Source organism: Streptomyces sp. NPDC046349, from assembly GCF_055587885.1.
In genome coordinates, this window is sequence record NZ_JBVJFK010000018.1 from 66,300 (window position 1) to 87,831 (window position 21,532).

The window sequence follows — 21,532 nt, forward strand, 5'->3', positions numbered from 1 at the left end:
CCCGCCGCACACCCGTGCACCCCTTCCCTCCGCTGACCCGCCCACGCCGCTCGCGGCCGCGGGACGCGCCCACCGAAAGACTTCGCCAGGTGCCCCACTCAGAGACTGCCCACACCTTCCAGGTCGACCTGCGCGGCCTGGTCGACCTGCTGTCCCACCACCTCTACTCCAGTCCCCGCGTCTACCTTCGCGAGCTGCTGCAGAACGCCGTGGACGCCATCACCGCCCGGCAGGCCGTCGCCCCAGGCGCCCCCGCCACCATCACGGTCCGCACCGGCGACACCCTCACCGTCACGGACACCGGCATCGGCCTGACCGAGGCCGATGTCCACCGCTTCCTCGCCACGATCGGCCGCAGCTCCAAGCGGACCGCCGACGGCGTCCTCGACGGGGCCGGCCTCGACACCGCCCGCGGTGACTTCATCGGCCAGTTCGGCATCGGACTGCTCGCCTGCTTCGTCGTCGCCGACGAGATCACGGTGCTCAGCCGGTCCGCCGCCGACCCTTCGGCGCCCGCCGTCGAATGGCGCGGCCACTCCGACGGCCGCTACACCATCCGCACCCTGCCCGCCTCGGCCGTGCCCGAGCCCGGCACCACCGTCCGCCTGACCCCGCGCGCCGACAACGCCGAGTGGACCACCCCGCAGCAGGTCATCTCGCTGGCCCGCCACTACGGCGGACTGCTGCGCCACCAGGTCACCGTCGTCGACCCGCACGGCGAAACCCACCAGATCAACGACACACCCCCGTGGGAACGCGCCCACCGCTCCCCGCTGGCCCGCCGCGAGGCGATGATCGCCTACTGCCGGAGCCTCTTCGACTTCACCCCCCTCGACACCATCGAACTCGACCTGCCGGCCGCGGGGCTGCGCGGCGTCGCCTACGTCCTGCCCGCGGCCGTGAGCCCGGCCCAGCGCGCCGGCCACCGCGTCCACCTCAAGGGCATGCTCCTCACCGACCAGGCGCCCGAACTGCTCCCGGAGTGGGCGTTCTTCGTTCGCTGCGTCATTGACACCACCAGCCTGCGCCCCACCGCCTCCCGCGAAGCCCTCTACGAGGACGGCACCCTGTCCGCCGTACGGGACGCCCTCGGCGACCGGATCCGCGACTGGCTCACCGGACTGGCCGCCAGCGACCCGTCCCTGCTGCACCGCTTCATCGACACACACCACCTCGCCGTCAAGGCCCTCGCCCGCTACGACGACGAGCTGCTGCGCATCGTGCTGCCCTGGCTGCCGTTCGAAACCACCGACGGCAACGTCACCTTGGAGGAGTTCACGCGGACGCACCCGACCCTCCTGGTCACCCGGAGCGTCGAGGAGTTCCGACAGGTCGCGCCCATCGCCGCGGCTGCCGGTCTGGGCGTCGTCAACGGCGGCTACACCTACGACCGCGACCTCGTGCACCGGCTGCCGGAGATCCGCCCCGGCACGGCCGTCACCGACCTCGACCCGGCCACCGTCACCGCCCACCTCGACGCCGTCGACCCGTCCGCGGAACTGCGCGCTGCGGCCTTCCTCGGCGTGGCCCGCGAGACCATCGGCCTCCACGACTGCGACGTCGTCCTGCGCGACTTCCAGCCCGTCACCGCCCCCGCCCTGCTCCTCGACAACCGGGACGCCCGCCACGAGCGCACCCGGTCGAGCATGGCCGCCGACAGCGACGGCCTGTGGGCCGACATCCTCGGCTCGCTGCGCCACGAGACCCCGCGGGCCCAGCTCGTCCTGAACCACCTCAACCCGCTGGTCCGCCAGGCCCTCACCATCACCGAACGCGGACTGGCCGTCACCACGGCCGAGGCCCTCTACGGCCAAGCCCTCCTGCTCAGCCGCCGCCCCCTGCGCGCCGGCGAGAGCGCCCTGCTCAACCGGGCCTTCATCGGCCTGCTCACCCACGCCATGCACCACAACGCCACGGCGGCACCCGGCTCCGAGCCCCGGAAGGAACTGTAGATGCTGGACACCCCCGAGGCCGTCGTCGAAGCGCTCCGCGAGAACAACGACCGCCCCCACGGCCTGCAGCGCACCATCACCGCCGAGGAGCTCGTCGAGGCGGCCGAATCCTGCGGCGAACCCGCCAAGCCCGACGTCCTCGTCACCGCCCTGCTGGAGCTGATGGAGGCGTACGAGCACACCGGCGAGCACCGCAAGTCGCCCGTCGTGTTCGCCCGGGTTCTCAAGCTCTGGGACACCGCCCCCGCAGCCTTCAGCCAGTGGGAGGCCCACCAGGTCTTCTGGCGCTTCAAGTGGGTGACGACCTCCCTCCTCCAGGTACCCGAAATGCCCCTGGCCACGATCCAGGGGTGGATCGAGCAGATGCGCACCCGCTACGCGGACGCCGACCACGGCATGCAGCCGGTCGCGGCGATGCGCTACCACGTCGCGCACCACACCGGCGAAGGCCTCGCCGACGCCTACGACCTCTGGGTCACCCGCCCCCGTACGGAGCTGAGCGACTGCGAGGCCTGCGAGGTCCGGTGCCTCGCCGAGCACCGGGTGACCTCGGGCGACGACGCCGCAGCACTGGAGGTCTGGCAGCCGGTCCTCGAAGGGGATACGAACTGCACCGAGGAACCGCAGATGAGCCAGGCGCGCGCCCTGCTGCCGCTGCTGCGCGTCGGCCGCACCGACGAGGCCCGCTCGCACCACCTCACCGGCTACCGCCGGGTCCGCGGCAACACCGGCATGCAGGACGAGGTCGGCCTCCACCTGGAGTTCTGCGCCCTCTCCCGCAACGAAGGCCGAGGGCTGGAGATCCTCGCGGAGAACCGCCCGCTGTTCGAGGCGACCGGCGCGCCCCTGGCCCACCTCGGCTTCCTCACCGGCGTCGAAGTGCTGCTGACCCGCCTCGCCGAGGACGGACACACCGACACGGCCGTGGCGGGCCCGCCCGGACGCAACTGGACCGCCGGCGCACTCCTCGCCCACGTCCGGGCCGAGGCGGACCGGCTCGCCGCCGCGTTCGACGCGCGCAACGCCACCACCGCCGTGGGGGACAGGCGCCGCAAGCGTCTCGAGCAGCGACCGTTGCTCGCCGAGCCGCTGCCGCTCGGCCTGCGCGCCTCCCTCTCCCGCACCTCCCCCGCGCCCGCCGTGACAGCGGACGTCCCCCAGGACTTCGTCGCCCTGGTGCGCGAGGCGCGCCGTCTGGCTCTCGCCGGGCATCCGGGAGATCACCGGCTCTGGACCCGCATCGAGGAGCGACTCGCGGACGGCAGCGCCACGCACACCGAAGAACTCGGCCCGGAGGAACTGCTGCGGGCCCAGCTCGCCGAGCAGCGTGCGTTCCGGTTGTCCAAGGACGACCGCGAAGCGGAGAGCACCGCCGAGCTGAAGCGGGCCGCCGAGCTGTTCGAAGGACTGGGCATGCCCTGGCACGCCCTCTCCGCGCGCGCCCGCAGCCTGGCCTGGCTGAGCGCCTCCGACGACGCGGACCACGAGGCGGCCCGCACCGGCCTGGACGCCCTCCTGGCCGAGGCGCAACTCCTCATGTCGGAAACCGGTTTGACGCCCACCGAGCCGGAGGTCGCGCTGGAGTACCTCACCGTGCTGTACGCGGCCACTTTCGCCGCCTACCAGGAGACCGTGCGGACCCTGCCGGAGCCCGATCCCTCCGCCCGGGAGCGTTTCGAGGTGCACGCCGGGAGGCTGAAGGCGGAGGCGGAGCGCCTGTCGGTGCCCCACCACGTGGCCAACGCACTCCAGTTCCTCGCCGACCTGGCGGCCCGCGCCGGCGAGTCCGAACGCGCCGAGGAAGGCCTGCGGGCCGCCCTCGCGGCCGTGGACGCCTCCGACCGACCCTGGCGCGGCTCGCGCCCCCGCGCCCTGCTCGCCCAGCTGCTGCTCGGCAAGGGGCAGCCGGCCGAGGCGGCGGAACTCCTGCACCGGGCACTCGCCGACGCGGCCCGGTACGACGACGCCGACTTCGCGGTCGCGCCGACGTACGCCCTCCTCGGACACGCGGCCTCGCACCTCGACGACGTGCACGGCGCCGTGCGCCACCTGTCCGAGGCGGCCGCACGGTTCGACCAGGACGCAGCCCACGACGAGGCCATGGACGCACGGCTCCAGCTCGCCGATGTCCTGGCCGGGGCCGGCCGGCAGGCCGACGCCGTCGCCGTCCTGGAATCCGTACTCGCAGGTGAGGGCGCCGCCTCGGGCGACGAGCGGGCCATCGCCCAGGCCCGCCTGACCCTGGCGCGCGGACTGCGGGAGCTTGGGGAGTACCTGCCCGCGGCCGAGGAGTTCGTGCGGCTCGCGGACGCCGTCGCCGGCTGGGAGGAGGACGACCGCCAGGTCCTCACCCTGGTGGCCGCGGAGGCGGCCACCACGCTGGCGCTGGCCGATCGCTGGGACGCGGCGACCACGGCATACGAACGGGCCGTCGCCGCACATGCCGAGGCAGCGAACCCGCCCCTGATCATCCACATGATGTGCGAGTTCGCCCGCCTCACGCTCCACGCCAGGGGACCGGAGAGCCTGGACGCGGCCCTCGAGCACCTGACGCGGGCCGACGCGGTCCTCGCCGCCGTACCGCAGGACACCGACGACTTCGCCGCCTGGTACGAACGCGGCAACGTGCACTACCGCCGCGCCCGCGTCCTCGCGGAGGCCGAACGCTTCGAGCAGGCCCTGACCGAGGCGGAGGCCGCCATCGCCGCCCACGAGGAAGGCGGGGAACAGGGCGAGGTCCCGCGTGCCGAAGCCGTCCGCATTGCAGCCCTCATCGAGGGCAACGGCCTCGCCCGCTTCAAGGAGGCGGCGGCCCGCCTCACCACGGCCGCCACCCGCTGCCGCGCAGCCGACCTCCCGCACGCCGCCCACATCCTGGAGACCCTCCGCGAGGACTACATGAAGCGCTAGCAACGGGGCCCTGCCGGGAGATCGATGCTGATCGCAGCGCGGTACTTCACGTGCCCCCCACTGCTCGGGGCCCAGGGGAGCCGGCCGAACGTCGGCGGTCTCTCCTGGGCCCAGCTCTTGCGCCTACCCCCCCCGCGATGTTCAGCTCTTGCTCCCCGCCGGCGGTGCGTTTGCCGGTGTCCCACATCGCCCGGAGTCGTCCGTCTGCGGCGAAGGCGGTCCGGCGTCCGCCCTCCTCGGCATATACCAGGCTCAGGGGCGCCCGGAGGGTGCGGTTCCTGACCTCCCAGCCCCACCACTCGCACCAACGACGGCCACGGTCGACCGCGTGCCCGCATCCGCCCCGACCTCCCCGCTGGCGCCCACCACCACGGTCCACCAGATCGCGGACCAGGCCCCCGAAGAGCCGGTGAGCCCCCGAGGAGGTGCGGAGCTGCACCTGTGAGGGACTCGCCGCGCGGCGGCGCGGTCCCGAACCAGCCGGAATCCACGTCCTGACTCGGGCGCGTGACCGCCGGGCTCCGCCCCGCCGGTAGGGTTCACTGTCATGAACACGGGTGGGGATCAAGCACAGCGGACCGAGCAGGCGGCCTTCGTCTACGGGCTGACGCTCGCAGACCTTCAGGGCGTCGTCCGGGTGCGTGCCCGTCGGACGGGAGCGGGGCGTGCGGAGACGCTCCTGCCTCCCCTGGCGACCGCTGGCCTCGTGCTGGCGTTCGCGCTGTTCCGCGGGCTGCTGCCGGGCGTCGTCGTGGTCGCCGCGGTGCTGGGGCTCGGTGCCGGAGTCCTCGGAGTCGTACGGGGCCGGCGCGGTATGGCGCGCCGGCTTCATGCGGTGTGGGCTCCGTACGGGCAGTGCCGCACGGTGGTCGACGACCGAGGCGCCGTGACCACGGGCGAGACCATGTCGCACACGGTCGACTGGAAGCTCTTCACGCACTACGCCGAGACGCCGGACCTCTTCGTGCTGGTCGGGGCCCCGCGTGCGGGCTGCCTCGCGGCGGTGCCGAAGCGGGGGGCCGAGGAGCCCGCCGACGTCGACCGCCTGCGCGCGATCCTGGACCGGAACCTGCGCCGCCTCTAGGAGGCGGAGGCGCAGTCGGCGCAGGTGCCGAAGATCTCCACCGTGGGGGCGGACGTTCACGCAGCCGTGCTCGGCCGCGATGGACTCCGCCCACTTCTCCACGGCCGGACCCTCCACCTCGACGGACTTGCCGCACTTGCGGCTGACCAGATGGTGGTGGTGGCGGTCGCCGGTGGAGCAGCGCCGGTACACGGACTCGCCGTCGCTGGTGCGCGCACGGGGTGACTCGGGCTGAGGGCTGTTGCTCGCCGGGGCGGGTCAGGTGGGCGGCGGGTCCTCGGAGGTGGCGGTCAGAAGAGCCTCGGCCACGGACGTGCGGGCGTACAGCACGCAGCGTCCGGCCCGGTGGGCACTGACCAGACCCGCACCGCGCAGCGCCGTGAGGCACTGGGAGACCCCGGCCACCGACAACCCAGTGCGGCGCGCGAGTTCGGTCGTGGTGGCGGGCGAGTCCAGTTCTGCCAGCAGCAGGGAGCGCGAGCGGCCGAGTACGCGGGCCAGGGCGCCGCCCCCGCCCCGATGGACGGGCCCACGGCTTCCCCGAGCAGCCTTCTCCCGCTCGTCCCCATCGCCTTCGCGGCGCTCGCGTACCGGACGCTGGGCTGGGAGCCGGCTGTCCGCAGCGACTACCTCCCGCACGCGCTGGTCACCGGCTTCGAGACGCGAGGACCGCGGGTCGCGGGGTTCGGCCGGGACCGGCGGCCGGACGCTGTCGCCGCACTCGCCGCGGGCCCGCTGGTGGTGGAGCGGCCGGCCTGCGAGCGGGAGGGGATCGAGCGGATCGAGGCCATGTACGAGGAACACCTCCAGGAGGCGTTCACCCCCGTCGACGGCAGGCCCCTCCCCGTCTGGCGTCTGGGCAGCGTCCTGGAGGACCAGAAGCGCCTGTTCCGGTGGCGGTCGGGAAACCCCGGCGACATCGCGGACGCGCAGCTCGCCACGCTCCGGCTGGCCTCACAGACGGGCGCTGCCCTGTTCCGCATCGCACTGGCCGAGCCGGACACCGAGGTCGAGGTGTCCATCGGCGGCCGCACCCCGCGCTACCCGGTCAAGCGCGGGAGGGAAGCCGGCCCTGGTTACTGGCAGATGGCCGTCGCCTTCGCCCTGATCACCGGCGTGCGCGAGGAACTCGCCCCCCTGGTGCTCACCGGCCCCACCTTCGCCGGCCCGGACGGCTCCGCGTTCACCGCGTACCGCGAAGCCCTCCACGCCTATCTGACAGGCGCCGAGCCCGAAGCGGCCGCGCAGCGGGCGCTGCACGAGGCGGAGAAGGCCAGGGACTGGGGATTCGCGATGCCGCCGGCCGTGCTGCTGTCGCAGCTCGTGGAGGGCGACGAGGAGAGCTTCAACCTGGCCCTGGCCGACGCGCTCGAAGCCCACCGCGCCCACTACGAGGTCGCCGACCGCGCCGACGGCCCCGAAGCCTCCGTCAACCTCGACGTCCTCGCCCTGGCCTGCCACGCCCGCCGCCGCGGCTGGGCCATCCGCGTCGATTCTCCCTACCTGCCGCAGTACCTCCTGGCGGCCGCCGAACCCTTCTAGCACCCTGCGAACGCTCCAGCTACCTTGTGGTGCGTGTCCGGTGGGCGCTCGCCCAGTGCTCGGGCCCTCTCCGCCGGGATCGGCTGTGCTGCAGCCGGGAGCGCCGGACGGAAGCCGTCGGTGTTGGTGGGCCGCATCCTCGGAGCCGGTATCGCTCGGCCCGGGCCTGGCGAGGCGTTTTCGTATGCTCCAGCCGCACTGCGGGCAACGCCCTCGCCCGCCGGTGCGGCTGGAGCCGGTCGGCGGCCCCAGCGCCAAGACGCAGGGCTGGAGGACTTGATGCTCGGCACGACGGTCGCCGGCCGGTACCGGCTGAAGGAGACGATCGGCCGCGGAGGCATGGGCACCGTGTGGCGAGCCGAGGACCTCCACGAGAACCACGACGTGGCCGTAAAGCTCATCTCGGTGGGGGAGGGGGATCCGGCGCGGGAAGCGACCTTCCGCCGCGAGGCACAGGTCGCCGGACGCCTGGCCCACCCGAACGTCGTCGCGGTCCGTGACCACGGCAGTGCCGACCTCGGTGGGCAGCGGATCCTCTTCCTGGCCATGGACCTCGTCGAAGGCCGCCCGCTGAACACGCTCACCGGCCGCCCGATCCCGCTGACCGAGGCCCTGACCTGGATGATCCAGATCAGCCAGGCCCTCGAAACCGCCCACGACCGCGGCATCGTCCACCGCGACCTCAAGCCGTCCAACATCCTTCTCGACCAGGCACGCGGCAACGCCGCGAAGCTGTGCGACTTCGGCATCGCGCGCCTGGCCGAAGCCACCCACCACACCCTGACCGTGACCGGTCTCGCCATCGGCACCCCCGCCTACATGTCGCCCGAGCAGGCCCGCGGCGACACCACCCAGGGCGCACCCAGCGATCTCTACTCGCTCGGCTGCCTCCTCCACGAGCTGATCACCGGCCGGCCCCCCTTCACCGGCGCCGGCTGGCAGGTCCTCAACCAGCACCTCAACGACGCGCCGGCCCCGCTCGCCGCCCTGCGCCCCGGCGTTCCTCGCAAGCTCGAGCACCTGGTCCTCGAACTCCTCGACAAGGACCCCGCCCGCCGGCCGACCGCGGCCGACACCCGCATCCGGCTTACCCGGCTCCACACCGAGCTGGCCTCCTTCGCCGACGCACCCACCGCGACAGCACCCCGGCACCCGCCCACCCTGGTCGCCACGACGACCTCCGCCGCCGTCGGTGCCCTCCGCCGTGAACCGGGCGCCCGCGCCACCACGATGTGCGCGGCCGGTCTGACCGCGGCCGCCGTCACCGGAACCCTCTCACTCACCACCGCCCTGCCGACGCCTTGGACAACCGGCCTCGGCGCGCTCGCCGGGCTGCTGCTCGCCGTCCTCTACCTCCTCGACCCGCCCCAGCCGCCGCACTCCGGACAGCTGAGGATCACCACGGCCGCCCTCATGACCCACCTCGCCCTCACGGGCGGCGCGGCGCTCACCATCCTGGTCACCGACGTTTCCCTGTGGGCGGCCGCGCTGGCCATCAGCGTCCTCGGCGGCCCCGGCCTGGTCGCCTGCGCCACCGGAGTACGCCGCCTGATCGGAGAAGCGCTCCACCGCACGGCCTGGCACGCCGACCTTGCGACAACCGCCGGCTCCCTGCAGACCACGATCATGCTGATCGCCGCCCACCACGCCGGCCTTCCGCCCCTCACCCTCACAGCCGCCACCGCGGTGTTGTGGCCAGCCACAGCACTTCTCACCGCCGTCCTCACACCTCACCGAACCCGCCGCGCCCCTCACCCGGCAGCCCGGACGGAAGCCACCGAACTCCGGCGAGTCACCCGACCCACGAACCATGCGCCCCTGCCGATGCTGTGACCTGAGCCGGTCGGCCCGGCACCTGGGCACCGAAGCGACCGGCGCGCAGCGCATCCCGTCGGCGGCAACGCGGCGGTCGGCGATGTCAGTGGCCGCTTCTATGCTGCGCCGCACAGCGAGGCACGACCCCGCTCACTCTTCACGAGCGGGGAGTTGGAACATGGCGCACACCGGCCGGCCACGGAAGGACCCCCGCGAGCCGGAAGAGATCATGCGGGCGGCTGGCCTGGAACCGCTAGAGCCCTACCCCGGCACCTCCGCGCCCTGGCGGTGCCGCCACACGGCGTGCGGGCGGGAGGTGACCCCCCGCCTGAGCAACCTCACCAAGGGACAGCGCGGCTGCGTGTACTGCTCCGGGCGGGCCCGGATCGAGCCCGAGGCCGCGGCCGGCGTGATGCGGGCGGCCGGACTGGAGCCCCTGGAGCTCTACCCCGGCAGCGACCGGAAGTAGTGGTGCCGCCACGTCGCCTGCGGACGCGAGGTCACCCCCACTTACGTCCGGATCAACTCGGGCGCCGGGCCCTGCCGGTGGTGCGCACCGAACGCGCCGGTCGACCCGGACGTCGCCGCAGCCGACATGAGGGCCGCCGGCCTGGAACCCCTCGGCCCGTACCCGGGAGTGGACACGCCGTGGCCCGTCCGCTGCCGGGCGTGCGGAGCGCCTGGAAAGCCCACGCTGGGCTCCATCCGGCGGGGGCAGGGCGGCTGCTACCCCTGCGGCCGGCGCAAGGCCAACGAATCGATGCGCCACGACGCCGAGACCGCGGCCGCGGTGATGCGGGCGGCGGGCCTGGAGCCGCTGGAGCCGTACCCCGGAACGGCGTTCCCGTGGAAAAGCCGCTGCACCAAGTGCGGGGCCATCGTCTCCTCGCGCCTGGGCTCCCTCTTCGGCCGGAGCCGGCCCCCGGGCTGTAAACCGTGCGCCGACCGGGCCACCGGGGCGGCACAGCGCCACGACGAGGACCTAGGGCGTTTCCTTCAGATCATCGGATCGTTGGTTGATGTGTGTCGTTGACTGACGCCCAGTGGGCACGCATCGAGCCGTTGCTGCCGGACCGGACCCCTCGGCGGGGCGGGCGGTGGCGGGATCACCGGCAGGTGATCGACGCGATCGCGTTCAAGTACCGCACCGGCACACCGTGGATGGACCTGCCTGAACACTTCGGCTCGTGGAAGGGCGCCCACAACCGGCTGCGGAAGTGGGCCGCCGACGGAACCTGGGAGAAGGTCTTCACAGCCCTACTCGCCCAGGCCGACGCCGAAGGCGACCTCGACTGGGTCGTCGCCGTCGACTCCACCATCGTCCGCGCTCACCAGCACGCCGCCGGGGCCCGTCAAAAGGGGCCCCTGCCGGCGAGCCGGCCGACCATGCCCTCGGACGCTCCCGAGGCGGACTGACCACCAAGATCCACCTTGCCGCGGACGGCCGCTGCCGCCCGCTCGCGTTCGTCATCACACCCGGCCAGGCCGGCGACGCACCAGCGTTTCCACAGGTCATGGCCCGATTACGAGTGCCCCGACGGATCGGCCGCCCAAGGATCACGCCGGACGCGGTCCTGGCCGACAAGGCGTATTCGTCCCGGGCGATCCGCCGTCACCTGCGGCGACGCGGGATCCGGGCGGTGATCCCGCAACCCGCCGACCAGGCCGCCAACCGCAAGCGGCTCGGCCAGCTCGGCGGCCGCCCGCCTGCCTTCGACCGCGCCGCCTACAAACAGCGAAACACCGTCGAACGGTGCATCAACAAGCTCAAGCAGTGGCGCGGCCTGGCCACCCGCTACGACAAGACCGCCACCATCTACCTCGCCGGACTCCACCTCGCCGCCATCTTCATCTGGTCAGCGAGGTGATCCGAAGGAAACGGCCTAGCCGTCGCCGAGATGCGCGAGCACGGATTCGAACCCCAGGAACCGTACCGCGGAGTCAAATACCCCTGGCGGTGTCTGTGCCACGGCTGCGGCACCATCACCTCACCGACCTTCGGCTCCATCCTCGCCGGCCAGAGCGGCTGCCGACGCTGCGCCGACCTCCGCGCCGGAGCCGCACGACGCGAAGACCCCGAGCGAGCCGCCGCCTCAATGCGCGAGGCCGGCCTCGAGCCCCTGGACCCCTACACCACGACCATGACGCCCTGGCGCTGCCGCTGCACCACCTGCGGCCGGACCCCCACCCTGTCCAAGATCCGCAGCGGCCGCGGATGCAAGTACTGCGCCCGCTTCGGCTTCGACCGCGCCGCGCCCGCCCGCGCAGCACGGCGCCGTCAAGATCGGCGTCGGGGGCCCTGCAGCGCAACGACCGCATCGCCCAGCACCGCCGCCTGGGATGGACCCTGTTCTACGAGCACCACGTGGCCACCGGCGACGACGCCCTGTCCGTCGAGCAGACGATCCTTCGACGCCTGCGCACGGCAGGACACGGTGTCTTCCTCACCGCCGACCAGATGCCCAACGGATGGACCGAGACGTTCGACGCGGCCCGCGTCACCGCCGCCCAGCTTCGGGACGCGATCCGGGAACACCAGAGCACGCCGGTCCCTCCCCAGCCGCTGACCCTGTTCTAGCCGCCCGGCCGGCCCGGGAAGCGAGCCCACCTTGGCGCGCCGGAACTGGGCTATCGGGGTGGGCTATGCCGCGCCCTGGATCGGGAGGGCCGCCGACGCAGCCTGTCGGGCGGACTCCAGCGCCTTGCTGAACGTCGCGGCGACGACGACGGCCTCACCGGCCAGCGCGTCGATCTCGGCGACCGCCAGGTCGTCCGCCGCGGTGTGGGCCAGGAGGTCAAGGAGCTCGTCCCTACCCGTCGCCAGCCGCTCGATCTGCCGGACCTCCGCGAAGCGGGCGTCGGCCCCGGCGACCTGTGCGGCGCACGCCTCCAGCGCTGCCACCCGCCGCTCGATGCCGTGCAGGCTCGTCGCGAGCACACCCCGGCGGGAGGTGAGCAGCTCGGCCACCGCGGATCTGTCCGTCTCCAGCAGCGCCCGGTGATCCTTGCGAGCCACGCGGCTGTAGTCCCGCAAGCCTCGGGCGATCGCCCACTCCTGACGGGGGAAGGCCGCTACATTGCGCGGGGCGTCGAGCCATTGCTCGCGGTGCACCTTGGAGTCGAGAACGGCCGTCATCGCCCGCTGGGCCCGGGCCAGGAGATCCCGGGCGTCGTCGGTCAGATCCTTCGGGTGCACGACGTGTTGCTGGGCCGCGGCGAGCCGGCGCAGCTGCCTGTTGTAGAGCGCTCGGTCGACGACCAAGCCAGCGCACGCCAGCGTCACGAAGCCAGCGGCCACCGGCCACAGGGCCAGCAGCACATGTGCCAGGTCGACGGGTTCCTGCACTTTCCGGCCCAGCGTGCCGACGAGGGTCGAGCGGTCCGCGGCAGAGCCCGCGACCTCGAGGCCATCGGTCCACCACGACAGCACGGCGGCACCGGCGACCCCCGCTCCGCCGCGCCGCAGAAGCGGGACGGCCGCCCACAGCGGGTTGGCCGGACGACCCACCTCGCGTCGCGGGTCCTCCAGGGACAGCCGCAAGGCCCTCCGGGTAGTGTCCGAGAGCTCCGCATCAGGGTCGAGAACCGGGCGCACCACGCCGGCCGAGGGCTTCATGGACTCCGTCACCGCTTCCTCCCCTGTACGAACCCAACCCGCCGGGCCACGCTTCGCCGTCGCCGGCCCTGCCGCCGCGCGCCGACACGCCGGTCCGCGCCACGGTACGTGAACACCCTCCGACGCCAGCGGCAGAACCTTGGCGCGCACTTCACACCGGCACCGGCGCCGCCGCGTCCATAAGCAGCAACGCCGGTACACCGATCCGAGCAGACCCAACTGGGAAAAGCGGTGGGCCCGGTCCCGCGTCGAGCCGATACTGGCGACGAAGGAAGTGAGGCTCCCGTGCCCCAGGTCGAACCGAGTGTTCTCGCCGCCCTCAAGGAAGCGGCCCAGGACGCCACTTCCTACGAGGCCATCGCCCGCGTACTCGCGGCCGCCGACCTCGACACCAACGAGACCACCGCACACCAGCGCGATGCGCTGCTGTCCGCGCTGCGACTTCGGCTCTCCGGCACCGGCAGGGCTCAGGACTTCGCTGCGCCGCTCCCCAGCCAACCGCGGCGGGGGTGGATGGTGAGCCTGTCCGAGGCCACCCCCGACCAGTTGGAGATCTGGAGAACATACGCCGACGCCGCCGGCCACCCCTTCGTCCGGGGCCGCCTCCATCACCTTCTCCTGATCGCGGGCCACGGCCGCAAGCCCGATCACATCCGCGGCGCGGCCACCGGATACCTGGACGCGTCACCGCTGCTCCTGGCCACCCCCCGACGCTTCGCCGGCCTGGAGGCCGCGACCGACTGCCTGCGCTGGGCTGGTGACCTTGCCCGGACCTTCAACCAGAGCGAGCTGTGTAAACGCGTCACCGACTACACCGCAGCCTTGGCCGAACGCGTCCTTGCCTATCCCGAAGACGATTCCCGGATCGTGGCCAGCCTTCTGGACGGTCTGCGCGTGCAGCGCTACAACATGACGGACCTCGCAGAACGCGCCACACATCGCTACGCCCACGATGTGAACACCCACGTCGACTTCCTCAAGCTGCTGCGCGAGGAGGCGCCCGAGGACCGCCGACCCGCCATCGACACCACGATCGTCAACGCCCTCCTCGACGCTGCCGACGCCGACACCGGGTTCCGTCGCCACGACCTCCTGATCCGGGCGGCGACCGAAGCACGCGACCGAGGCCTGTCCGAGCTGAGAGTGCGTGCCGAGATGGCCCTGCAGCAGACCGACCCCGAGTCCCTCGGATGGACCCGACTCGGTCACCCCCTCACCCTCCCACCAGGTCTGTTCGCCGGCGCCCGAGCGCACATCGACGACGCCACCGACCTGACCGAGGCGCTGTGGCGAACCGCGCAGGACCCCCATCCGGCTATGCGCGAGCAGGACCCGCACTCGACGGCCTGCTACGGCTCCCGCGCACGCGCATCAACACCGCAGGCCCCATCCAGGTCGCCCCACCCGTCGAAGCCGACGACGACCACCTCGTCCAGCTACAGGCCCTCGGACTGGAACTCCTCGGACACCTCGTCGCCGAACAGCTCGACCGCATTCAGGAGCGCTTCGACCCGGACGCGGCCGAGCTGACCGGCGCCCTGGTCCACGAAGCCGTCCTGCCGCCGGCGCGCGCCCGGATCCTGGCCGATGCCTTCGGGTACTTCTGGCTGGGAGAACTCGACGCGGCGGCGTGCATCGCCCTGCCCCAGGTGGAGCAGATCCTCCGCCAGCTCCTGCGATCCCGCGTCTCGATCGTGTCCGTGTCCAAGGGACAGACCCCCGGGACCGTCGACCAGCTGGGCGGACTCATCCGCAGCATGCCGGTTGCCGGGTACCCGCAGGACTGGAGCCGCGCCCTGGAACTGCTCCTCGTCGACTCCGACCGCGGCATGAACCTGCGCAACGACGTCTGCCACGGCCTGATCGACACCCCGCCCAAGCACCGCGTCGCACTCATCCTCCAGGCCGCGCTGTATCTGCTCAGCCACGCCCACGGACATCGAAGCACCGCCGCACCCACCCCCTGAACGTCCATCCGGCCCGTCCGTTCGGCGCCTCGGAAACCACCGCGTTTGTTCTCCGACATCGAACCTGGATCGGTTGCCATCGAAGTTGGACGACCGAACTTCGTGACTGCGAAGTTGGAATGTTCGGAAGCCGCAGGTCGGCACGGGGCGCAGCCGCTGGTGTGGAGCCCCGGACATTGTGCCGGGGCTCCAGTCGGGCATTGACCGTTCCAGAGGTGGTGCAGCGTCGTCGTACGAGCTGCTGCTGGACGTGTGAGCGCAGCCGCAGCCGATGTGGCGCCGGGGTGCTTCTGGAGTGGCCTGAGGTGGGTGCAGGGTGACCGGGTGATGCCCGCTCAGGGCCTACCGGTCAGGGCGGTCAGCTGAAGACGACTGACCGGAACTTGACCAGAATCCCCCCGGTCTGGCCCGGGTTCAGGACGGTGAAGGTGTCGCCGTCGCAGTCGAAGTCGAGGAAGATCGTGGCGGTCGAGGTGGTGAGGTTTCGCGGGGACTGGGCCGGGAGAAGGTTGGTGGCCTCCCCGATGTTGATGCACTCCTGGTCGGGCGGGTCGATGAGGGTGTGGGAGCCGAGGAGCGGGCCTCGGTACTGGAACTCGCCGGTCGCTGCGGAAGCGGAGTTCGGCACCGACACAGTGATCAGCAGGGCTCCAGCCGCTGCGGCCAGGACGGGACGAAGGCGCATAGATTTCCTCCGGATACGAAGATGCCGGAGAATCCGGCACCGCTAGGTTCCCCTGCCGCCGGCACCTCGGATGCGGGATCCACCCGAATTAACTACCCGCATCGTCCAAACTCAGCCAGCCGTACGTCGTCACCGCGGCACTCTTCCAGATGCCCCCTCCCTACGGCAGATCTCCTGGCTGCTCGTGAGTGGTCCAACTTCAGTGGCAACCGGTCCCGGATCAATGGCATAGGACAGCGTTCCCCAGCGTCCGAACGTCCTTCCCAAATTTGTCCGCTCCGACTGTCACACCGCGTCCCGTCCGCACACCTGTACCAGGTGACAGCGGACCTCACAGCGGGAGCAGCACGTGACCCACACTGACACCCTCGCCTCGTACCCGCCCCTGAAGCAGGGCCTGCGCACGGCCGACACAGCCGTTCCCCCGGTTGCCTTGCGCCAGATGGCCACGGGCGAATCCGAAGAGACGGCCCGAGCCGCACTGGCCGACGCCGAGCACCTCATCCCGACTCCCGCGCCCGACCAGGTCCGGGGCGAGGCCCGGATCTTCCGGGCGCTGATTACCGTCTACGGCCGCCACCGCCCCGCCCTCGCCGGCGGCCCGTTCGGCATCCGCAGCCTCACGCCCCGCCCCGACGAACTGGTGGTGCGCATCGCGCCCTCCCAGCTGGACCAGTGGATCGACGCCCTCGCATTCCGGGAAGGCGGGGGCGGCGTCGCCGGCATGCGCTGGGCCGACTGCCCAGACGGGATCGCCCTGACCCTGCCCGGCACGCGTGTGGTGCTCGACGGCATCAGCGAGACGGATTGGCGTGTCGCGCTCGGACGCCGGGCTGCCGACCAGAGCAGCCTGATGCCGCACTGGATCCCCCAGTTCCGCCGCGAACCCGAGTACACCGCCGCCCAGGACGCCGAACTCGCCGGCCTCGCCGACCACCTGTCCGCCACCCTGCGCAGGATCCGGCTCCTCGACCCCCTCACCCGCATCAGCGGACACGTCCACCTGTTCATCACCCGACACCACGATGACCTCCACCTGATCGAGGCGTGCGAGGCCACCCCTACTGTCCAGCCGCTGTGGACCTCCCGGTCCCTCCCCCTCGCCCTGTGGCCCGCCGGGCCGCTCCCCGGCCAAGGCCCCGCCGACCCCCGCAGGGCAGTCCTCGACCTCCTCACTGAGACCGAACCCGCCCGGGCACCCTCCGGCACCGCCGACCACCCCCCCGCCCGCGCCCTCTGCCGCATCGCCGGACTTAGTACGCACCCCGTCCTGGTCCAGGCCGCCGAGCACGTTCTCGACGTCGCCACCCACGTCCTCGCCGACCCCGCCCACACCAGCGTGTACGCCGCGGGCGGCTGGGCCGGCACCTGCCGCACCTACCCCGAAGGCACGGTCCACGGAGCCGACCCCTGCCTCCCGCCAGGCGCCGAGACCGTCACCGACCTCCCCGGGGAAGCCCTCCAGCGCCTGGGCAGCCGCTTTGCCGGCCAGCCCTCGGCCACCTCACGCACTGACCTCGCCGACGCCGGCCGGACCGAGCTCATCCACCTCCTCGACTGGGCCCTCGCCGCCGCGACCCGCCCCGCCGGTCGCCCCGAATGGACCCGGAGCAGGATCGACGGCACGCTCCAGCACACCCGGCCCCTGCCCGACCGCGACGGCACCCTGACCTTGACCGCCACCACCACCGGCGTCTACCGCGTCAGCCTGGACGAACTGGGGCTGAACGACCTCGCCGACGAGGACGACACCGTGGAATGGGAGCGAGAGGCGGCGCCCTCGCAGAGCGCCGCAGTCCTGCTCGCCGAACACGCCGCGATCGAGGCCGCGGTCTGCCTGCCCTTCCAGCGAGAACACCGCAAGCAGCGCCTGCTGCTGCCCGCACCGGTGTCTCACGAGCCGACGCCCCGGTCCGTCATCGCCGGAGCCGACTACGTCCTGCGGTTCTTCGCCTTCGCCAGCGTCCTTGGCCGCCTTCACGAACGCGTCGGCTCCCTCCAGGGAGCCGACGACGGCCACTGGCGAGGCGGCACCCACCCGGAAACCCCGGCCACCCTCACCGCTCTCATCAGCGAGTGGTGCGCGCTGCCCTCACCCCACCACGGGGAAGCCGCCAACACTGCGACCGTCGACACCCCTTCCTACCTCCGTCACCTCGCCGCCCACCGCACCGCGCTCGACCGTTCGTCACCCGCTACCTCGCCGCCGCCGACAGCCTCCCGGGCGCTCGCACTTTCGAAGAGCGGCACCTCGCCGGCACCGCCGCCCTGCGCACCGCCGACCTGTCCGCTCTGGCCCGCACGGAGGTGCACCCCGTGCGCGACCGGCTCCTGCGCCTGGTCAGGTCCATTCCACAGGACCCCGCCCAGCTGACCGCCTGGTACGAATCCCACCTCGACCAGGCCTGATCACCGCCACAGCGACTGAAGGAGTGACCGTACGATGAGCGACCAACTGGCAGACGCTGCCGCGTTCATAGGCCCCCTCGGACGGGGGAAGGCTCCGCTGCCGGCCGACGCCGATGCCGACCAGCGCGCCGCCGTGCTCAGGCGCGCCCTGCACGCCGTCGAAGGCCGTGAACTCGGCCCGGAAGCTGCCCAGAAGAAGTCCGGACTGTTCGCGGACACCGCGGCCGGCCTCGTGAGCATGCTCATGGACGAGAACCAGCTCCGAGCGCGCCACCTCGAACACGCCGAACTCCACAGCCTGGCCCGCACGGTCCGGGAGAGGGGACCTGCCGTTGACGTCGTACTGGTGGCGCCCGGACCGACCACGATGGTCCTCGACGAGATGGCCCACATCGCCAACACGGTCGCCGGCCGCGGCGCCGACCCGGCGCTCAACGGACGAACGCGCTACGTGTCCGACATGAGTCGCCCACGGCGACCGGTGTGGTGGTCTCCGAGAGGGGAACATGAAGCGACAGACGAGCGGTGAAGATCGGGATCCGCTGTGTGTTCGCAAGGTGAGAGCGAGCGGCAGGCCGCGGGTCGGGCGCACTGAAGGACCAGACCACGGGAAGCGGCCCGAAGGAATCTCCTCGGGCCGCAGTTCGGATACTGGATACGCTTTCGCAGCCGGCCTGGGCGCCGGCCTTCAGCCGGGCTCGGCCCGGGACGAATCAGGGGGACGAGATGACCACTACGAAGACCGCAAGCTCGGCAGCTCCGGGCACTCTCGGGGCGCTCTTCAGCGACGAGGCGTCCGCGGTGACGAGGGCCGTGCCCGGCGCGGCGCGGAACCTGCCGCGGCCGCTGGACACCTTGACCTGGAAGGAGCCCCCCGCGGTTGAGGACACCGACGACGATGCACGGTGACTGCATGGCCGGGACCGGTTCCCTCCGCGCGCTCGCCTGACGGACCATGATCGTCACCAGCAACCGGGCACCCAGCGACTGGTGTCCCCTCTTCCCCAACCCCGTCGTCGCCGAGTCACTCCTGGACCGGCTCATCAACACCAGCCACCAGGTCATCATGAACGGCCCCAGCTACCGCCCGAACAAGCGCCCCAAGAACCCGACGGACAAGCCGCCGACCAGCTAGAACGACCAACTCAGACTATGTGAGAGGGTCGTGCACATGGTCGAGTCCTGGATCTTCACCGACAGCGCCGTGCCCGCTTCGGCCGCCACGGCGCTAGACGTACTTCAAGAACGGATCGCAGCCGGACACCTCGAGACCTGGCTCACCAGCTCGCGCGGCCGTTCCCTGGCCATCATCAGCAACACCGACCGCGCGATGGTCATGCTCCTCGATGACGAGGCCGATCCCGGCGAGCACGCCCTCAGCCCCGGCACCAGCAGCTCGAGCAGCGGCTTCGTCCTGGCGAACGGACAGCACGACGAGTATCCCGACGAGGACACCGTGCCTCTGGCAGAAGCGATGCGGATCGTCAGCCACGTCCTCACAACAGGTGTCCCACCCACAGACGCTCCCTGGGCGATCGACCGCTGACGAGGCCAGCACCTGGGGAATTACGTGAAGTTAGCCCTGGGGAAATGAGTGACCGTCCACAGGCGGTCGTGCCCCGGCACGAGCTGGCCGCCGCGATCGCCGCGCTGTTCGAGCTGACCCCGCCGCTGGACTCCGACGCGGACGAGGCATGGCGGTCCATGCTGGTCAGCCGGTTCGGCACCGTCCGGCCGTTCCTGAAGCTCCTGGTCAAAGTCGTCGACTTCGGCGCCACCCCGGAAGGACTCCCGGTCCTGACTGCCCTCAACTCGCTGCCGGACCTGATGGGCCGCAAGAAGGTCGGCCCGGCCGAGATCGACACCGGCCTGCTGGCTGGCTCATGGAGGCGCTTGGTGCTGTCGGCCCCGCACCTGGAGCCGGGCACGGTGGACTGGAAGGCGTACACGTTCTGCATGCTGGAGCAGCTGCACCGGATGCTGCGGAGCAAGCAGGTGTTCGCGAAGAACTCCTCGAAGTGGGGCGATCCGCGGGCGAAGCTGCTGGACGGCGAGGCGTGGGAGCAGGCCCGGCCGACCGTGCTGGCCTCGCTCGGGCTGCCTGGCGAGGCGGGCGAGCACCTGGCGGCGCGGGCTGGGCTGCTGGACGGCACGTACCGGGAGGTCGCCGGGCGGCTGCCGGACAACGCGCAGATCGTCTTCGACGACGACGGCCGGCTGCACTTCGCCGCGCTGGAGCCGGAGCCCGAACCGGCCTCCCTGCTGGACCTGCGGGCGGCGGTGAACGCCATCCTGCCCCGGGTGGACCTGCCGGAGGTGCTGCTGGAGGTGTTCTCCTGGACCTGCGCCGACCAGGCGTTCACCTCGGTCACCGGCGGCGAGGCCCGCCTGAAGGACCTGCACGTCACGATCGCCGCGCTCCTGGTCGCCCACGGCTGCAACGTCGGCTACACCCCGGTCATCGGCGGGGTGGACGCGCTGAAGTACGGCCGTGGGGGCCACCGGAACAGTGGTTCACGGTAGCGACGGTTCCGCTTGTGGGTCTCGGCTGACGCGCTCACCACTACCTGGACTGGTGAACAGAATGCTGGACAAGCACGATCGGTCGCCGACCTGGGTGGAGGTGGCCCGCGCGCGTCTTCGGCCGATCTGCCTGACGGACCATCGACGAGTCGGCCAGCCGGGCTGGGAGAATACGGAAGGGCCGGACCCACTGCCTTTGGGTCCGGCCCTTCCGTGCGGCAGCACTACTTGACGGGGGCGCTGTAGGTGGTGCCGAAGCCGGACTTGCGGAAGTACACCTTCGCGGGGGTGATCTTGCCCTTGAAGGTGACGGTGCCGGTGACCTTCTCGCCCTTGTAGAGCTTGACTGCCTGAAGGTTGTCGTCGGCGCCGAAGATCTCCGCAGAGTGCTTGACGCCGTCGGAGTCCGTGACCTCGAAGTAAAGCGGGTTGACAGACACCGTGTCATCGGAGTTGTTGACGACGGTGACCTGGACCGATGTGTAGTCGCTGCCGTCGTGCAGCGACGTCGGCTTGAATACGGCCTTCTCCGCTGTCAGCGTGACCGGCGGAGTCTCGTTGATCTCCTTCGTGGGTGCCGGCTCGGCCTTGGTGGACGCGGACGAGGCCCCGGACGGCGTGGTGGCACGGGTCTGTCTCTCGCCGCCTGTGCCGTTGCCGCTCCCGGCGCTGAGGATCGCTGCGCACCCGGACATGAGGACGAGCGCGCCGACGATGGCGCCGCAGCCTATGCCGACCTTCGCTCCGGTACTCATGCCGGGCTTGACCGGCGGTGGCGGCCAGGGCCAAGTACCCGGTGCCTGCGGCATCCCGGGCTGCGGCGGGTAGGGCGGCTGATGCCCGTAAGGACGTGGCGGGTAGGGCGGCTGGTGGGGATTGTGCGGGGGCTGTCCCTGCGGCGGGGTTGGGGTGGCCATGGAGATGCTCCTGTCCGTGCGGTGTTGCCCGATGATGCCTGGTGACCGAGCGTTCCTGTCCGTCGAGGCCGGGCGGCCAGGTCGTCCGTACCGAAGTCTGGGGCAGTCGGCC

General features: G+C 71.8%; 17 protein-coding genes and 4 pseudogenes. 16 read left to right on the forward strand and 5 right to left on the reverse strand.

Annotation, left to right across the window (positions count from 1 at the left end; translation table 11 throughout):
* Positions 1–89 precede the first annotated feature (89 nt).
* The 3 genes from ACZ6JS_RS33205 to ACZ6JS_RS33215 all read left to right on the forward strand — a co-directional run bounded on the left by ACZ6JS_RS33205 (position 90) and on the right by ACZ6JS_RS33215 (position 5,946).
* A complete protein-coding gene (locus tag ACZ6JS_RS33205) occupies positions 90–1,952 on the forward strand; it encodes an HSP90 family protein (RefSeq protein WP_469303536.1) in 1,863 nt (620 codons plus the stop codon).
* On the forward strand, positions 1,953–4,862 hold the full coding sequence (locus ACZ6JS_RS33210; protein ID WP_469303538.1) for a hypothetical protein: 2,910 nt from the start codon (positions 1,953–1,955) through the stop codon (positions 4,860–4,862). It begins immediately after the preceding gene.
* A gap of 547 nt (positions 4,863–5,409) precedes the next feature.
* Positions 5,410–5,946 carry a YcxB family protein gene (locus tag ACZ6JS_RS33215; RefSeq protein WP_469303540.1) on the forward strand — a complete coding sequence of 179 codons (537 nt, stop codon included), beginning with the start codon at positions 5,410–5,412 and terminating at the stop codon, positions 5,944–5,946.
* Here the strand turns inward: ACZ6JS_RS33215 and ACZ6JS_RS33220 are convergent.
* Together ACZ6JS_RS33220 and ACZ6JS_RS33225 are read right to left on the reverse strand one after the other, a co-directional pair.
* A pseudogene (locus ACZ6JS_RS33220) lies at positions 5,943–6,159 on the reverse strand (Fur family transcriptional regulator); the annotation flags it as partial. The gene ACZ6JS_RS33215 and the pseudogene ACZ6JS_RS33220 overlap by 4 nt on opposite strands.
* Positions 6,160–6,204: 45 nt before the next feature.
* A pseudogene (locus ACZ6JS_RS33225) lies at positions 6,205–6,450 on the reverse strand (ArsR/SmtB family transcription factor); the annotation flags it as partial.
* A 285-nt stretch (positions 6,451–6,735) separates the two neighbouring features.
* On the opposite strand from ACZ6JS_RS33225, the gene ACZ6JS_RS33230 reads away from it, so the two are divergent.
* The 5 genes from ACZ6JS_RS33230 (at position 6,736) to ACZ6JS_RS33250 (ending at position 11,881) form a co-directional block, all read left to right on the forward strand.
* Positions 6,736–7,488 carry an immunity 49 family protein gene (locus ACZ6JS_RS33230; protein WP_469303639.1) on the forward strand — a complete coding sequence of 251 codons (753 nt, stop codon included), beginning with the start codon at positions 6,736–6,738 and terminating at the stop codon, positions 7,486–7,488.
* Between the two features lie 279 nt (positions 7,489–7,767).
* A complete protein-coding gene (locus tag ACZ6JS_RS33235; RefSeq protein ID WP_469303542.1) occupies positions 7,768–9,321 on the forward strand; it encodes a serine/threonine-protein kinase in 1,554 nt (517 codons plus the stop codon).
* A gap of 160 nt (positions 9,322–9,481) precedes the next feature.
* Positions 9,482–9,772: a hypothetical protein gene (locus tag ACZ6JS_RS33240; RefSeq protein ID WP_469303543.1), complete on the forward strand. Its 291-nt coding sequence runs from the start codon at positions 9,482–9,484 to the stop codon at positions 9,770–9,772.
* Positions 9,773–10,326: 554 nt separating this feature from the next.
* Positions 10,327–11,171 (forward strand): IS5 family transposase gene (locus ACZ6JS_RS33245; RefSeq protein WP_469303545.1). Its coding sequence is split into 2 segments (ribosomal slippage): positions 10,327–10,657 and positions 10,657–11,171, totalling 846 coding nucleotides; the frame shifts between segments, so codons are not numbered across the junction.
* Between the two features lie 347 nt (positions 11,172–11,518).
* Positions 11,519–11,881: a hypothetical protein gene (locus ACZ6JS_RS33250; protein WP_469303547.1), complete on the forward strand. Its 363-nt coding sequence runs from the start codon at positions 11,519–11,521 to the stop codon at positions 11,879–11,881.
* A gap of 63 nt (positions 11,882–11,944) precedes the next feature.
* Here ACZ6JS_RS33250 and ACZ6JS_RS33255 read toward each other — a convergent pair whose 3' ends face one another.
* The gene (locus ACZ6JS_RS33255; protein ID WP_469303549.1) at positions 11,945–12,931 is read right to left on the reverse strand and encodes a hypothetical protein; all 987 of its coding nucleotides are present in this window, start codon (positions 12,929–12,931) and stop codon (positions 11,945–11,947) included.
* A gap of 273 nt (positions 12,932–13,204) precedes the next feature.
* Here ACZ6JS_RS33255 and ACZ6JS_RS33260 point away from each other — a divergent pair, with 273 nt between their 5' ends.
* Both ACZ6JS_RS33260 and ACZ6JS_RS33265 read left to right on the forward strand, forming a co-directional pair.
* Positions 13,205–14,449, forward strand: coding sequence for a hypothetical protein (locus tag ACZ6JS_RS33260; protein ID WP_469303551.1), 1,245 nt, complete (start codon positions 13,205–13,207; stop codon positions 14,447–14,449).
* A 119-nt stretch (positions 14,450–14,568) separates the two neighbouring features.
* Complete coding sequence (locus ACZ6JS_RS33265; RefSeq protein ID WP_469303553.1) at positions 14,569–14,886, forward strand: DUF4209 domain-containing protein; 318 nt, start codon at positions 14,569–14,571, stop codon at positions 14,884–14,886.
* A gap of 358 nt (positions 14,887–15,244) precedes the next feature.
* On the opposite strand, the gene ACZ6JS_RS33270 is transcribed toward ACZ6JS_RS33265, so the two are convergent.
* Positions 15,245–15,571, reverse strand: coding sequence for a hypothetical protein (locus tag ACZ6JS_RS33270; protein WP_469303554.1), 327 nt, complete (start codon positions 15,569–15,571; stop codon positions 15,245–15,247).
* 349 nt (positions 15,572–15,920) lie between these two features.
* On the opposite strand from ACZ6JS_RS33270, the gene ACZ6JS_RS33275 reads away from it, so the two are divergent.
* From ACZ6JS_RS33275 to ACZ6JS_RS33300, 6 genes and pseudogenes are all read left to right on the forward strand, one after another.
* Positions 15,921–17,945 carry a hypothetical protein gene (locus tag ACZ6JS_RS33275; RefSeq protein WP_469303556.1) on the forward strand — a complete coding sequence of 675 codons (2,025 nt, stop codon included), beginning with the start codon at positions 15,921–15,923 and terminating at the stop codon, positions 17,943–17,945.
* Between the two features lie 69 nt (positions 17,946–18,014).
* Positions 18,015–18,509, forward strand: coding sequence for a hypothetical protein (locus ACZ6JS_RS33280; protein ID WP_469303557.1), 495 nt, complete (start codon positions 18,015–18,017; stop codon positions 18,507–18,509).
* A 197-nt stretch (positions 18,510–18,706) separates the two neighbouring features.
* The gene (locus tag ACZ6JS_RS33285; RefSeq protein WP_469303558.1) at positions 18,707–18,889 is read left to right on the forward strand and encodes a hypothetical protein; all 183 of its coding nucleotides are present in this window, start codon (positions 18,707–18,709) and stop codon (positions 18,887–18,889) included.
* A 40-nt stretch (positions 18,890–18,929) separates the two neighbouring features.
* Positions 18,930–19,115: pseudogene (locus tag ACZ6JS_RS33290) on the forward strand (ATP-binding protein); the annotation flags it as partial.
* 36 nt (positions 19,116–19,151) lie between these two features.
* Positions 19,152–19,526, forward strand: coding sequence for a hypothetical protein (locus tag ACZ6JS_RS33295; RefSeq protein WP_469303560.1), 375 nt, complete (start codon positions 19,152–19,154; stop codon positions 19,524–19,526).
* Positions 19,527–19,585: 59 nt separating this feature from the next.
* Positions 19,586–20,482 (forward strand): annotated as a pseudogene (locus ACZ6JS_RS33300) (Tn3 family transposase); the annotation flags it as partial.
* 245 nt (positions 20,483–20,727) lie between these two features.
* Here the strand turns inward: ACZ6JS_RS33300 and ACZ6JS_RS33305 are convergent.
* On the reverse strand, positions 20,728–21,258 hold the full coding sequence (locus ACZ6JS_RS33305; RefSeq protein ID WP_469303562.1) for a DUF4352 domain-containing protein: 531 nt from the start codon (positions 21,256–21,258) through the stop codon (positions 20,728–20,730).
* Positions 21,259–21,532 lie beyond the last annotated feature (274 nt).

Bases quoted from the DNA above. Each gene is read 5' to 3' on its own strand.
- ACZ6JS_RS33240 (WP_469303543.1), top strand. From the start codon at position 9,482: ATGGCGCACACCGGCCGGCCACGGAAGGACCCCCGCGAGCCGGAAGAG.
- ACZ6JS_RS33270 (WP_469303554.1), bottom strand. From the start codon at position 15,571: ATGCGCCTTCGTCCCGTCCTGGCCGCAGCGGCTGGAGCCCTGCTGATC.
- ACZ6JS_RS33215 (WP_469303540.1), top strand. From the start codon at position 5,410: ATGAACACGGGTGGGGATCAAGCACAGCGGACCGAGCAGGCGGCCTTC.
- ACZ6JS_RS33230 (WP_469303639.1), top strand. From the start codon at position 6,736: ATGTACGAGGAACACCTCCAGGAGGCGTTCACCCCCGTCGACGGCAGG.
- ACZ6JS_RS33280 (WP_469303557.1), top strand. From the start codon at position 18,015: ATGAGCGACCAACTGGCAGACGCTGCCGCGTTCATAGGCCCCCTCGGA.
- ACZ6JS_RS33210 (WP_469303538.1), top strand. From the start codon at position 1,953: ATGCTGGACACCCCCGAGGCCGTCGTCGAAGCGCTCCGCGAGAACAAC.
- ACZ6JS_RS33235 (WP_469303542.1), top strand. From the start codon at position 7,768: ATGCTCGGCACGACGGTCGCCGGCCGGTACCGGCTGAAGGAGACGATC.
- ACZ6JS_RS33295 (WP_469303560.1), top strand. From the start codon at position 19,152: ATGGTCGAGTCCTGGATCTTCACCGACAGCGCCGTGCCCGCTTCGGCC.
- ACZ6JS_RS33285 (WP_469303558.1), top strand. From the start codon at position 18,707: ATGACCACTACGAAGACCGCAAGCTCGGCAGCTCCGGGCACTCTCGGG.
- ACZ6JS_RS33250 (WP_469303547.1), top strand. From the start codon at position 11,519: ATGCAAGTACTGCGCCCGCTTCGGCTTCGACCGCGCCGCGCCCGCCCG.
- ACZ6JS_RS33305 (WP_469303562.1), bottom strand. From the start codon at position 21,258: ATGAGTACCGGAGCGAAGGTCGGCATAGGCTGCGGCGCCATCGTCGGC.